The organism is Pseudoduganella chitinolytica (assembly GCF_029028125.1).
Lineage (GTDB): Bacteria > Pseudomonadota > Gammaproteobacteria > Burkholderiales > Burkholderiaceae_D > Rugamonas > Rugamonas chitinolytica.
In genome coordinates this window covers 3,532,244-3,545,992 of the sequence record NZ_CP119083.1, presented here as the reverse complement: position 1 = coordinate 3,545,992, position 13,749 = coordinate 3,532,244, and the positions used below count along the sequence as shown (strand labels likewise).

Sequence of the window (13,749 nt, the reverse complement as noted above, 5' to 3'; positions counted from 1 at the left end):
CTGAGTGCGTCGAAACGGCTTGTCACCCAACACCAGAGACCGGGGGGCGACACGCCGGGTCCGACCCCGGCTTTCCGGGTGGGGTGGTGCCCGGCCCGTGATCCTTACTATAGCAGCTGCCTGATAACGCTCATCAGAAAACCCATATAATCGGCAACCCCGCCGGTGCTACTCTGGAAAGCTGGGACCACTCCGAGGCCAAGATGTCTGAACCGATCCGTTTTTACTACCGTGGCGCCGTGCACGAAGTGCGCGATGCCGCGCCCACGCAGACCGTGCTGCAGCACCTGCGCGAGGACCTGCACTGCACCGGCACCAAGGAAGGCTGCGCCGAAGGCGACTGCGGCGCCTGCACCGTCGTGCTGGGCAGCGTCGTCGACGGCAAGCTGGAACTGAAGGCCGTCAACTCGTGCATCCAGTTGACGCCCACGCTGGACGGCAAGGCGTTGTTTACGGTGGAAGACCTGCAGCAGCCGGACGGCACGCTGCACCCGGTGCAGCAGGCGCTGGTCGAGTGCCACGGTTCGCAATGCGGCTTCTGCACGCCCGGCTTTGCGATGTCCTTGTGGGGCATGTACCTGAAACTGGAGGGGACCACCCCGGCGCGCAAGCAGATCGACGATTGCCTGTCCGGTAACCTGTGCCGCTGCACGGGCTACCGCCCCATCGTCGATGCGGCCAGGCGCATGGTGGAGCTGCCGCAGGTGGCGTTCGACACGGCCGGGCTGACGGAGCAACTGGCCGCCCTGAAGCGCGACCGGCTTGCCGTCTACAGCGCGCACGGCCAGACCTTCCTGGCACCGCGCACGCTGGACGAGCTGGTGCAGCTGCGCGCCGCCAACCCGAACGCGACCCTTCTGGCCGGCTGTACCGACGTGGGCCTGTGGGTCACCAAGCAGTTGCGCGAGCTGGGCGACATCATCTACCTGGGCCACGTGGATGCGCTGAAGACGCTGGCGGAGCGCGACGGCATGCTGGAAATCGGCGCCGGCGTCTCGCTGGAAACCGCCTACGGCGCGCTGTGCCACCACTACGAGGCGGAGCTGGGCGAAATGCGCCAGCGCTTCGCCTCGCTGCCGATCCGCAATGCGGGCACCTTGGGCGGCAATGTCGCCAACGGCTCGCCCATCGGCGATTCGATGCCGTGGCTGATCGCGCTGGGTGCGCAGGTCGTGCTGGCGGGCGCCGGCGGCGACCGCTTGCTGGCGCTGGAAGACTTCTACCTGGACTATATGAAGAAGGACCTGCAGCAGGGCGAATTCGTGCGCGCGGTGCGGGTGCCGCTGCCGCGTGCCGCTTCAAATCTGACCCTGGCGTTCCGCACGTATAAACTGGCCAAGCGCTTCGACCAGGACATCTCGGCCGTCTGCGCCGCGTTCGCGTTCACCTTGGACGGCGACACCATCGCGTCCGCCCGCATCGCGTTTGGCGGCATGGCTGCCACGCCCAAGCGTGCCCGCACCGCCGAAGCGCTGCTGGCCGGCCGCCGCTGGGACGAGGCGGCCGCAGCGGAAGCCATGGCCGCGCTGGCGCAGGACTACGCGCCGCTGACGGACATGCGCGCTTCCAGCACCTACCGCCTGCGCGCCGCGCAGAACCTGCTGCGCCGCTTCTGGCTGGAGACGCGTCCCGACGCGCCGCTGCCCGCCGCCGCCGTGAATGCCTTTGCCTGTTCCGCCTGAGGAGACGCCATGAACCATCCCGTCACTCCCGGCCTCACCGACGCGTGGAAGGCCGTCGGCGTCGCCCGTCCCCACGAATCGGCCGAGCTGCACGTGCTGGGCCAGGCGACGTACACCGACGACATCCCGGAAGTCCAGGGCACGCTGCACGCGGCGCTGGGCCTGTCCGCCAAGGCGCATGCGAAGATCGTCGCGCTGGACCTCGCGCCCGTGCTGGCCTGTCCCGGCGTCGTCGCCGCCTACACGGCCGCCGACATCCCGGGCACCAACGATTGCGGCCCGATCATCCATGACGATCCCATTTTCGCGATGGGCGAAGTGCTGTACGTGGGCCAGCCGATCTTCATCGTCGTGGCGGACACGCACACCAACGCGCGCCGTGCCGCGCGCAAGGCCGTCGTCACGTACGAAGAGCTGCCGGCGATCCTGACGCCGCAGCAGGCCAAGGCCGCCAGCTCGTACGTGCTGCCGCCGCTGCGCCTGCAACGGGGCGACGCGCAGGCCGCGTTCGAACGGGCGCCGCACGTCGTCAAGGGCGAACTGTTCGTCGGCGGCCAGGAGCAGTTCTACCTGGAAGGCCAGATCGCGTATGCCATCCCGAAGGAGAATCGCGGCATGCTGGTGCAGTGCTCCACCCAGCACCCCAGCGAGATGCAGCACGTGGTGGCGCACGCGCTGGGCCTGCACTCGCACCACGTGACGGTCGAATGCCGGCGCATGGGCGGCGGCTTCGGCGGCAAGGAATCGCAGTCGGCGCTGTGGGCGGCGGCGGCGGCGATCGCCGCCGCGCGGACCAAGCGTCCCGTCAAGCTGCGCGCCGACCGCGACGACGACATGATGGTGACCGGCAAGCGCCACTGCTTCTGGTACGAATACGAAGTGGGCTACGACGACAGCGGCCGGATCGTCGCCGCGCGAGTGGACATGACGTTGCGCGCGGGCTTCTCGGCCGACTTGTCCGGGCCTGTGGCGACGCGCGCCGTCTGCCATTTCGACAATGCCTACTACCTGTCGGACGTGGACATCCGCGCCGGCTGCGGCAAGACCAACACGCAGTCGAACACCGCATTCCGCGGCTTCGGCGGGCCGCAGGGCGCGATCGCCATCGAATACATCATCGACGAGATCGCGCGCAACCTGGGCCGCGACGCGCTGGACATCCGCCGCCTGAATTTCTACGGCAAGACCGGTCGCAACGAAACGCCGTACCGCCAGGTCATCGTCGACAACGTCATCGACGAACTGACGGCGGAGCTGGAGCGCACCAGCGAGTACCGCGCGCGCCGTGCAGCCATCGCCGCATTCAACGCGGGCAGCCCCGTGCTGAAGAAGGGGCTGGCGCTCACGCCCGTCAAGTTCGGCATCGCGTTCAACGTCACGCACCTGAACCAGGCCGGCGCGCTGGTGCACGTCTACGTGGACGGCTCCGTGCTGGTCAACCACGGCGGCACGGAAATGGGGCAGGGCATCAACACCAAGGTGATGCAGGTCGTCGCGCACGAACTGGGCGTGGACATGCGCCACGTGCGCGCCAGCGCCACCGATACCAGCAAAGTCGCCAACACGTCGGCCACCGCCGCCTCCACGGGCGCGGACCTGAACGGCAAGGCCGCGCAGGATGCCGCGCGCCAGATCCGCGAGCGCCTGGCCGCGTTCGCGGCAAAACAATACGGCGGCGACGTCGCGGCGGTGCGCTTCCTGGCGGACGTCGTCCATGTCAACGGCCACGAGGTGCCGTTCCCTGAGCTCGTGCAGAAGGCCTACCTGGCGCGCGTGCAGCTGTGGTCGGACGGTTTCTATGCCACCCCGGGCCTGCACTGGGACCCGAAGACGATGACGGGCCATCCGTTCTCGTACTACGCCTACGGCGCGGCCGTGTCGGAAGTCGTCGTCGACACGCTGACGGGCGAATGGAAGCTGCTGCGCGCGGACGCGCTGTACGATGCCGGCGCCTCGCTCAATCCGGCCATCGACATCGGCCAGGTCGAGGGCGCGTTCATCCAGGGCATGGGCTGGCTGACGACGGAGCAGCTGTGGTGGAACGACGCGGGCAAGCTGATGACGCATGCGCCGTCCACCTACAAGATTCCCGGCATTTCCGACTGTCCGGAAGACTTTCGCGTGCGCCTGTTCGACAACCGCAACGTCGAGGACAGCATTCATCGGTCCAAGGCAACGGGCGAGCCGCCGCTGCTGCTGCCGTTCTCCGTTTTCTTCGCCATCCGCGACGCCATCTCCAGCGTGGGCGGGCACCGCGTCAATCCGCCGCTGAATGCGCCGGCGACGTGCGAGGAGATCCTGCGCGCGATCGATGCGGTGCAGGAGGCATCTCTTGCCTCGAAGCAGGGATCTGTCCCGGGTTTTTCCGCATGAACGACTGGCTGGCGGCAACCGCCGGGCCGGCGGTGCTGGTCACGGTCGCGCGGGTGGAAGGGTCCAGTCCGCGCGCGGCCGGCACCAAGATGCTGGTGACGGCGCACACGCAGCTGGACACCATCGGCGGCGGCCACCTGGAGCTGCGCGCCGTCGAGATCGCGCGGGCCATGCTGGCGGGCGGCGACGCAGCCGTCCAGTACGAACGTTTTCCGCTCGGCCCCAGCCTGGGGCAGTGCTGCGGCGGCGTGGTCTGGCTGGCGTTCGAGCCGGTCGGTGCCGAACTGGCGGCGGTGATGAGCGCATTGCGGGCGCGCCGCCGCGACGACAGCATCCGCATCGCCGCGGTCGATGGCACGCCCGCATGCGCGCTGTTCGACGCCGCTGGCGGCCGGATCGCCGGCAGCGCGGAAGTCGCCTTCGTGCCTGCGGCGCAGGCCGGCCTGCAGGCCGATGCGCACGGGCGCCGCTGGCTCGTCGATCCGGTGCTGGCGCCGCGCGCGCACGTGCTGCTGTTCGGCGCGGGCCACGTCGGCGCCGCCATCGTGCGCGCGCTGGCCGAGCTGCCGTGCAGCGTGACGTGGGTGGACGAGCGCGACGACATGTTCCCGCCCACCGTGCCGGACAACGTAACGGTGGAAGCGACGGACGCGCCCGAGACGCTGGTGGCGGCCGCACCGCCGGGCGCCAGCTACCTCGTCATGACGCACAGCCACGCGCTGGACCAGCGCCTGTGCGAAGCGATCCTGGCGAGCGAACAGGTGGGCTGGTTCGGCCTGATCGGCTCGAAAACCAAGCGCGCCCAGTTCGAGCACCGCATGGCGGCGCGCGGCATCGATCCCGCACGCATCGCCACGATGGTGTGCCCGATCGGCCTGCCGGGTATCATCGACAAGGCGCCGCCCGTCATCGCCGCCTCCGTCGCGGCCCAATTACTGATCCTGTGGCAGGCGCAAGCCGCCGCGCCGCAACCCCTTCAAGAGAACTGATATGCAGACAGCATCACCCGTGCAAGCCTACCGTGCCGGCTTGTTGCACTTCCACGCCGATCCGGCCTTCGCCGAGCACGCGCATGCCTGGCATGAGGATGGCCTGCTGGTTGTCGCGGACGGCAAGGTCGTGGCGGCCGGGGACTACGCGCACCTTGCCGCGACGCTGCCGCCTGGCACGCCGGTGGCGGACTACCGGGGCAAGGTCATCACGCCGGGCTTCATCGACGCGCACGTGCATTACCCCCAGACGGACATGATCGCCTCGCCGGCACCGGGCCTCTTGCCCTGGCTGGAGCAGTACACGTTCCCCACCGAGCGCGCGTTTGCCGATCCGGCCCACGCGGCAGGTGTCGCCGAGTTCTTCCTGGACGAGCTGCTGCGCTGCGGCACCACGACGGCGCTGGTGTATGCCACCGTGCACCCGCAGTCCGTCGATGCGTTCTTCACGGCCAGCGAGGCGCGCGGGCTGCGCATGATCGCGGGGAAGGTGCTGATGGACCGCAACTGCCCGGACTTCCTGTGCGACACGGCGGAGCAGGGCGCGCGCGAGACGGAAGAGCTGATCCGGCGCTGGCACAAACGCGGCCGCTCGCTGTATGCGATCACGCCCCGCTTCGCGCCCACGTCCACCGAGGCGCAGATGGCGCTGGCGGGCGAGCTCGCGCGCGCCTACCCGGACACCTACCTGCAGACGCACGTGTCGGAAAACGAGGACGAATGCCGCTGGGTCAAGCAGCTCTACCCCGAGGCGCGCAGCTACCTGGACGTGTACGACCGCTACGGCATGCTGCGTCCGCGCGCCGTGTTCGGCCACTGCATCTGGCTGGACGAGGCGGACCGCGCGCGCATGGCCGAAACGCGCGCCGCCGCCGCCGTCTGCCCGACGTCGAACCTGTTCCTGGGCAGCGGCCTGTTCGACTTCGAGCGGGCCGACCGCGCCGGCATGCTGATGGCGCTGGCGACCGACGTGGGCGCGGGCACGTCGTTCTCGATGTTGCAAACGATGAATGAAGCCTATAAAGTAGCGCGCTTGAAGGGCAGCTACCTGCCGGCGCTGCGCATGTTCTACCTGTCCACGCTGGGTGCCGCGCGCAGCCTGCACCTGGACGATACGATCGGCAGCTTCGCCGCCGGGTGCGAGGCCGACTTCGTCGTCCTCGACCCGCAGGCCACGCCGCTGCTGGCGCGCCGTACCGCCAACACGGACAGCCTGGAAGAGCTGCTGTTCGCGCTGGCGCTGCTGGGCGACGACCGCGCCATCGCGGCGACGTATTCCGCGGGCCGGCTGGTGCACGCGCGGCAGGCCTGACCCTCCCTCAACCGAACCGGGAACGTCCATGCAGAAAAAACTCATCGCCGCCGCCGTCATGGCGGCCATTGCCTTCGGCGCCCAAGCCGCCAGCAACGAGGATATCGTCAAGCGCCACTTCGCCACGCTGGTGGGCGCGCAGCCGAAGACGGCCGAACTGACGATGTTCCTGACGATGATGCCGAAGGGCGGCGACCTGCACCACCATTACTCGGGCGCGATCTACGCCGAACAGTACCTGGAATGGGTCGACAAGCAGGGCTATTGCGTCAGCAAGATCAACTTCCGCATCAATACGGACAAGGCGGCCATCGCGGCAGAGCAGGCCAAGCCCGCGCCGCTGCGCAGCTGCGTGTCCGGCAGCGACCTGGTGGCGGACAACAACGCCTACCGCTTGCTGCTGCAGAAGTGGTCGACCCTGGACTTCTACAACCACGGCGCCGACCAGGCCCCGCCCGACCAGACGTTCTTCGACACGTTCGGCTACTTCGGTCCCGTCGCCTCGACCAATACCAACGAAGGGCTGCGCACCCTGAAGGCGCGCGCCATCGCCGAGAACCTGGCCTATATCGAGACGATCTTCGAGCTGGCCCCGATCACGCCGGATGCCGACTTCGACAAGCTGGTGCAATCGCCTGGCTTCGATGCCGCCCAGCTCGATGCCGCGCTGGCGGCGCTGGTTACCCGGCTGGAAGCCAACCCCGGCTTCGCCAAGGGTGTCCAGGATTACCTGGCCAACGTGCAAGCCAGCAGCGCGGGTATCGACGACGAGCAGTTCACGATGCGCTACCAGCCCTACGTGCTGCGCTTCCTGGCGCCGTCGGTCGTGTTCTCGCAGATGCTGTCGAGCTTCAAGCTGGCCAAGGCGGACCCGCGCATCGTCGGCGTCAATATCGTCGGGCAGGAAAGCCAGGCCGTCTCGATGCGCGACTACAGCCTGCACATGCGCATGTTCAAGTTCCTGAAAGCGCGCTATCCGGACGTGAAGACGGCCCTGCACGCCGGCGAGCTGAAACTGGGCATCGTGCCGCCGGAAGGGCTGACGTTCCACATCGGCGAAGCGGTGCAGGTGGCGGGCGCCGACCGCATCGGCCACGGCATCGACATCGCCCATGAAAAGGACGCGCCGGGCATCCTGCGCACGATGCGCGCGCGCAAGGTCCCCGTCGAGGTCAACCTGACCAGCAACGAATTCATCCTCGGCATAAAAGGCGCGGAGCATCCGATCGAGCTGTACCGTAAATACGGCGTGCCGTTCGTCATCTCGACAGACGACGCGGGCGTGACCCGCCATAACCTGTCGAACGAATACGTGCTGTTCGCCACCCGCTACAAGACCGATTACGCGGAAGTGAAGAAGCTGTCGCACGACAGCATCCGTTACGCCTTCCTGGCGGAGGGCGACAAGCAGCGGCTGCTCAAGCAGCTCGACAGCCGGTTTGCGAAGTTCGAGGCGGAGATTGCTCGTTCAGTGGCAAAACAGTAAACCGCGGTTGGGGTCTGTCCCTGCGGGACTGACCCCGAAGTTTGCTCGCCTTTCGTGGAAGTCCGCAACCAACTTCAGGGTCAGTCCCTGAAGGGACAGACCCTAAAAAAATATCCCGGCAGCCCCCGCCGCCGGGATATCCCCTTCCTGGCATCTCTTTCGGCCATCCCAAACCGAAATCTTGCCTGCTCTTCTACTTGGTTTGGCAACTGTGTGGTCTTGGCGCTACAGATTGTGGTACGCCTGCCACCGTTTTTATAATTTCTAAATGAAACAATTTCACTTAGAAGACGGTCATTTATAATGCCGCCGTCAGCCTACCCCCGGTAACGTACTCTTTCCCGTGTCATTTTTACGTCGATTTATTGTTTGCGCATATAAATACGCTACCTAAATCGAATTTGTCACGACTTTAGCCCTCATGCATAGTTGGCTGACAGCTATGCATTCTAGGCCTGAAGGTGCGCCGCAGTTGTCACGAAACTGTCATAAAGATGTCATGTCCGTGACATCCGGCGCCGCTAGAATCCCGGGTCGGCCAAGCAGATTGCAACACAAGTAAAGAGTGGTGTAGTCGATGCAACATGCAATAACTGCATCGAAAATGCCTAGAAAACAGTCCTTTTTGGGGTTAGATAATGATGAATCAAAAACGGCTCCGGCTTACGCAGATCGCGCTCAGCCTGTCCATCGCGCTGGCGTCGCTGCCGACCGTCGCGCAGAACACGACTTCCGCCATCGGCGGCCGTGTGCTGGGCGCGGACGGTAATCCTGCCGCGGGCGCAACCGTCACCATCACGCACGTCGAATCCGGTTCCGTCAGCAACGTGACGGCGGATGCCCAGGGTCGCTACGTCGCGCGTGGCCTGCGCGTCGGCGGTCCGTACACGATCACGATCGAGAAGAACGGCATCACCGAGAAGCGCGAGAACGTCTTCGTCAACCTGGCCGAGACGGCCAGCGTGGATGCGCAGCTGGGCCAGCCGATGCAGACCGTCGTCGTGGCCGGCAGCAGTGTGCGCAACGACCGCTTCTCGAAGACCACGATGGGCGCCGGTACCAACATCAGCGCGACCGAACTGGCGATCCAGGGCTCGATCAACCGCAACCTGCAGGACTACGCCCGCACCGACCCGCGCGTGTCGCAGACCGACAAGGAACGCGGCGAACTGTCCGTGGCCGGCCAGAACAGCCGCTACAACACCCTGACCATCGACGGCGTGTCCGTCAGCGACACGTTCGGCCTGGAAGCCTCCGGCTCGCCGACGTCGAAGCAGCCGATCTCGATCGAAGCGATCCAGTCGGTGCAGGTCAACGTGGCCAACTACGACGTGACCCAGAAGGGCTACACCGGCGGCAACATCAACGCCGTCACGAAGTCCGGCACGAACAAGGTCAAGGGCAGCGTCTACTACGTCTTCCGTAACGACAAGACCGTGGGCGACCGCTTCAACCAGTCCACCGGCGAATACTACGAGCCGGCCAAGTTCAAGGAAACGACCAAGGGCGCCACCGTCGGCGGCCCCCTGATCAAGGACAAGCTGTTCATCTTCGCCAACTACGAGAAGCTGGAATCGACCCGTACCGCGCCGACCTTCGGCCCGGTCGGCAGCCCGCTGACGAACGTGGCGATCACCCCGAATGCCATCGCGCAGGCGCAGCAGATCGCCAAGAATTCGTACGGCCTGGACGTCGGCAGCGATGTCGTCCCGGGCGGCACGATGCTGGACGTGACCGACAAGCTGCTCAAGCTCGACTGGAACATCAACGACGACCACCGCGCCATGTTCCGCTGGTCGAAGACCGAACAGACGGAGCCGATCTTCCCGGGCCTGTCCGCCACCGGCATTTCGCTGAACTCGTACTGGTACAACCAGGCCAAGGTCATCGAAACCAAAGTGGCCCAGCTGACGTCCGACTGGACGCCGACGTTCTCGACCGAAGTCAAGCTGTCGGTGCGTGACTACGACAGCGTACCGAAGCTGAACTCGCAGCTGCCGCTGATCGGCCTGCGCTTCTCCGGCGCACTGCCGGCCGGCGCGCCTGCGGGCACGTCCACCAACGACCGCTTCCTGAACTTCGGCACGGAAAACAGCCGCCAGCGCAACGTGCTGGGCACGAAGACGGACGACTACTACGTCGGCGCCAACTGGCAGCTGGGCGCGCACGAAGTCAAGTTCGGCGCGGACTTCCAGAAGAACGAGATCTACAACGCGTTCGTGCAGAACGTCTACGGCAACTACACCTTCGCCTGCCAGCAGGGCATCGCGTACGAGTTCCTGGGCGGTGCCAACCTGGCATCCTGCGGCGCGACCGTGCCGGCCGCGACGATCGAAGCGGCCGTGCTGGAGAACTTCCGCCGTGGCCGTCCGGTATCGTACCAATCGACGATCGCCAACACCGGCTACACGCTCGAGGACGCTGTCGCCAAGTTCACGACCAAGAACACGGGCCTGTTCCTGCAGGATACGTGGACGGTCAACCCGCAGCTGACCGTCAGCGGCGGCGTGCGCGTGGACAGCATGGACGTCGGTTCCCGTCCGCTGGTCAACGCCGCCGTGGCTGCGCCGACCGTGGCCCGCACGACGCTGACCGGCCGCCAGACCGGCGGTTTCGGCCTGGACAACACGAACACGTTCGACGGCCAGAAATTGTGGCAGCCACGCTTCGGCTTCAACTACAACTTCGAGTCGGCTCGTCGCACGCAGCTGCGCGGCGGTGTCGGCCTGTTCCAGGGTTCGGCGATGGCCGTCTGGCTGAGCAACCCGTTCCAGAACGCGGGCGTGGCGACGGCCGTGGCCGGTTGCGGCACCAGCGGCCTGGCAGCGTGCTCCACCGCGGGCGGCCTGTTCAGCTCGGACATCAACAACCAGCCGATCCCTTCGACCGGCAATCCGGCCGCATCGGTCGACATCCTGGCTCCTGGCCTGCGCCAGCCGTCCGTGTGGAAGGCCAACCTGGCCGTCGACCACGAACTGCCATGGTACAACCTGGTCGTCAGCGCGGAATACCTGAAGACCGACGTGCGTGACGCGATTTACTACCGCAACCTGAACATCGGCGAGGCAACCCGCATCGGCAGCGATGGCCGCGAGCTGTACTACACGCCGCAAGGCTACAACACCGAGTGCTGGAACTCGACCGGCGCCCGCGTCACCACCGGCAACTGCACGGGCTTCCGCGCGCGTTCCGGCGCCAACCAGCGCTTTGCCAACGTGCTGGTCGCGACCGGCACGAAGCAGGGCGGCAGCAACCTGGCCACCCTGTCGCTGAGCCGTCCGCTGATCTCCGGCCTGGGCTGGTCGGTGTCGTACACCTACACGGAATCGAAGGAAGTGTCGCCGCTGACGTCGTCGACGTCGAACTCGAACTGGTCCGGCCGTTCGGTCTTCAATCCGAACGAAGAAGTCGTGGCCAACTCGAGCTACCTGGTCAAGGACCGCATCAACGCGGTGCTGAACTTCCGCAAGCGCTTCTTCGGCGCGTACAACACGACGTTCGGCCTGTTCTACGAAGGCCGTTCGGGCAAGCCGTACAGCTGGACGTTCAACAACGACATGAACGGCGACGACCTGGCCGGCAACGACCTGATGTACATCCCGAAGGCCTTCGGTTCGGGTGAAGTCGAGTTCCGCGGCGATTCGGCAACGAACCGCGCCAACGAGCAGAAATTCTGGGCGATCGTCGACGGCAACCGTGCGCTGCGCGACTCGGCCGGCAAGGTCGTGGGCCGCAACACCAGCTTCGCGCCGTGGACCAATACGTTCGACCTGCGTGTCTCGCAGGAAGTGCCGGGCTTCTGGCAGGGCCACAAGGGTATCGTGACCTTCGACCTGTTCAACGTGGGTAACCTGTTGAACAAGAAGTGGGGCCGCATCAACGAGACCGCGTTCCAGAGCGCCGGCGCGCAAGCCCGTTCGTTCGTGGACTTCGCCGGTATCAACGCCGCGGGCCAGTACATCTACCAGGTGCGCGACAAGGTGGAAGACTTCGACGTCCGCCAGGCCAAGGGCGAATCGCAGTGGGCCCTGCAGGCGACCGTGAAGTACGAATTCTAAGGTCCGCATGACTTAGTTTCACAGGAGGGCCGGCGAGCGATCGCCGGCCTTTTTTCATGGGCGCCGCGCCCTCTGTAACACAAGGTTTCAAGCGCATATTTGCCGTGCAACGGCACGGCACGCGCCTGTACAATAAACGGTTCACGTTCCCTGCCTGCGTTATGAAATTCTCCCTGTCCACACTTGCCGCCGCGGCCGCCACCCTTGCCTTGGCAGGCTGCGCCACGACGGCGCCCGGCACCGCCGAAATCAACCTGGTCGCCCTGAACGACCTGCACGGCCACCTGGAGGCCGACAAGTTCACCTATGCCGGCGTGGGCGAGAAAGCGCCGCGCACGGTCATGGCCGGCGGTATCGATACGCTGGCCGGCGCGCTGCAGGCGTGGCGCAAGGAAGACCGCGAACTGCTGCTGGTGGGCGCGGGCGACATGATCGGCGCCAGTCCCGCGCTGTCGGCCATGTGGGCCGATGAACCGACCCTGGGCGCGCTGGACCTGCTGGGCCTGACCGTGACGTCGGTCGGCAACCATGAATTCGACCAGGGCCGGGTCGAGCTGCTGCGCCAGCAGAAGGGCGGCTGCGCCTCGCCTCGGCCGGACAAGGCATGCCGGTTCGACGGCAGCTACGCGGGCGCGAAGTTCACCTACCTGGCCGCCAACGTCATCGACGCCAGCACGCGTAAACCGCTGCTGCCCGCCTACCGCATCCTCGAATCGAAGGGCGTCAAGATCGCCTTTATCGGCGCGGTGCTGCAGGACACCGCCGAAGTGGTGTCCGCCGCCGGCATCGCCGGCCTGCAGTTCGGCGACGAAGCCGATGCCGTCAACCGCCTGCTGCCGGAACTGCGCAAGGAAGGCGTGGGCGTGTTCGTCGTGCTGCTGCACCAGGGCGGCCGCACCGCGTCCGAATTCGACAAGCAGTACTGCGACGACCTGGAAGGTGAGCTCGTCCCCGTCGTCAAGAAGCTGGACCCGGCGATCCGCCTCGTCATCAGCGGCCACTCGCACAAGGGTTACCTGTGCAAGGTGGGCGACAAGCTGGTGACGCAGGCGCAGATGGGCGGCCATATGCTGTCGCGCATCAAGCTGGTCGTGGACCGCCAGACCAACCGGCTGGTGGACGTCAGCGCCCGCAACGTCGTCATGACGCAGGGCGCGTACCCGGCCGATCCGCGCGCCGAGGCCTACCTGGCCAAGGTGCGCCAGCGCGGCAGTGCCGAATTGGCCAAGCCCGTGGCGCGCATCGCGGTGCCGGTCGTGCCGCGCGAGTCGAACAGCCGTGACGAATGGGCACTGGGCAACCTGGTGGCCGACGCCACCTTGTTCAGCGGCCGTCCCTACGGTGCCCAGATCGCCTTCATGAACACTGGCGGCCTGCGTGCCAGCCTGGAAACCGGGGCCGGCAACGTCGTCTCGAAGAGCCAGGCGCTGGCGGTGCTCCCGTTCGGCAATACACTGACGGTGATGAACCTGACCGGTGCGCAGATCCGCGCGCTGCTGGAGCAGCAATGGGTCGGCGACAAGGTCGAATCGCGCGGCCTGCTGCAGGTGTCCGAAGGCTTCAGCTACCGCTACGACCTGCGCAAGCCGGCGGGCCAGCGCGTGCTGGAGGTGACGCTGGACGGCGTGCCGCTGGACGACAATGCATCGTACCGCGTGGCCGCCAACAACTTCATCGCCGAGGGTGGCGATGCATTCCCGATGTTCGCCAAGGGCACCAACCGCGCCGAGACGGGCGTGCGCGACATCGACTCGCTGACGGCCTACCTGGTGCGGCGCGAGCAGGACCGCAAGCCGGCCGGGCTGGCCGCCGCACAGCCACGCATCCGCCGCGTCCAGTAAGGAGAACC

The 13,749-nt window shown here is 66.4% G+C and carries 7 protein-coding genes; all 7 read left to right on the top strand.

Annotation, left to right across the window (positions count from 1 at the left end; all coding sequences use genetic code 11):
* Nucleotides 1-203 precede the first annotated feature (203 nt).
* Nucleotides 204-1,682 (top strand): xanthine dehydrogenase small subunit, encoded by a 1,479-nt coding sequence (gene xdhA / locus PX653_RS15580; protein WP_277413685.1) that lies wholly within the window; start codon nt 204-206, stop codon nt 1,680-1,682.
* 9 nt (nt 1,683-1,691) lie between these two features.
* Nucleotides 1,692-4,055, top strand: a complete 2,364-nt coding sequence (gene xdhB, locus PX653_RS15575) for a xanthine dehydrogenase molybdopterin binding subunit (RefSeq protein ID WP_277413684.1) — start codon at nt 1,692-1,694, stop codon at nt 4,053-4,055.
* Nucleotides 4,052-5,044, top strand: a complete 993-nt coding sequence (gene xdhC / locus PX653_RS15570) for a xanthine dehydrogenase accessory protein XdhC (protein WP_277413683.1) — start codon at nt 4,052-4,054, stop codon at nt 5,042-5,044. The genes xdhB and xdhC overlap by 4 nt, the downstream gene beginning before the upstream one ends.
* Before the next feature lies 1 nt (nt 5,045).
* Nucleotides 5,046-6,356 carry a guanine deaminase gene (gene guaD, locus PX653_RS15565; protein WP_277413682.1) on the top strand — a complete coding sequence of 437 codons (1,311 nt, stop codon included), beginning with the start codon at nt 5,046-5,048 and terminating at the stop codon, nt 6,354-6,356.
* Between the two features lie 28 nt (nt 6,357-6,384).
* Nucleotides 6,385-7,842 (top strand): adenosine deaminase family protein, encoded by a 1,458-nt coding sequence (locus tag PX653_RS15560; RefSeq protein ID WP_277413681.1) that lies wholly within the window; start codon nt 6,385-6,387, stop codon nt 7,840-7,842.
* A 638-nt stretch (nt 7,843-8,480) separates the two neighbouring features.
* On the top strand, nt 8,481-11,900 hold the full coding sequence (locus PX653_RS15555) for a TonB-dependent receptor (RefSeq protein ID WP_277413680.1): 3,420 nt from the start codon (nt 8,481-8,483) through the stop codon (nt 11,898-11,900).
* 161 nt (nt 11,901-12,061) lie between these two features.
* The gene (locus PX653_RS15550) at nt 12,062-13,741 is read left to right on the top strand and encodes a bifunctional metallophosphatase/5'-nucleotidase (protein WP_277413679.1); all 1,680 of its coding nucleotides are present in this window, start codon (nt 12,062-12,064) and stop codon (nt 13,739-13,741) included.
* Nucleotides 13,742-13,749 lie beyond the last annotated feature (8 nt).

Excerpts from the sequence above, each read along its gene's own strand:
- PX653_RS15555 (WP_277413680.1), top strand. The coding sequence starts at position 8,481 with ATGATGAATCAAAAACGGCTCCGGCTTACGCAGATCGCGCTCAGCCTG.
- xdhB (WP_277413684.1), top strand. The coding sequence starts at position 1,692 with ATGAACCATCCCGTCACTCCCGGCCTCACCGACGCGTGGAAGGCCGTC.
- xdhA (WP_277413685.1), top strand. The coding sequence starts at position 204 with ATGTCTGAACCGATCCGTTTTTACTACCGTGGCGCCGTGCACGAAGTG.
- xdhC (WP_277413683.1), top strand. The coding sequence starts at position 4,052 with ATGAACGACTGGCTGGCGGCAACCGCCGGGCCGGCGGTGCTGGTCACG.
- PX653_RS15550 (WP_277413679.1), top strand. The coding sequence starts at position 12,062 with ATGAAATTCTCCCTGTCCACACTTGCCGCCGCGGCCGCCACCCTTGCC.
- PX653_RS15560 (WP_277413681.1), top strand. The coding sequence starts at position 6,385 with ATGCAGAAAAAACTCATCGCCGCCGCCGTCATGGCGGCCATTGCCTTC.
- guaD (WP_277413682.1), top strand. The coding sequence starts at position 5,046 with ATGCAGACAGCATCACCCGTGCAAGCCTACCGTGCCGGCTTGTTGCAC.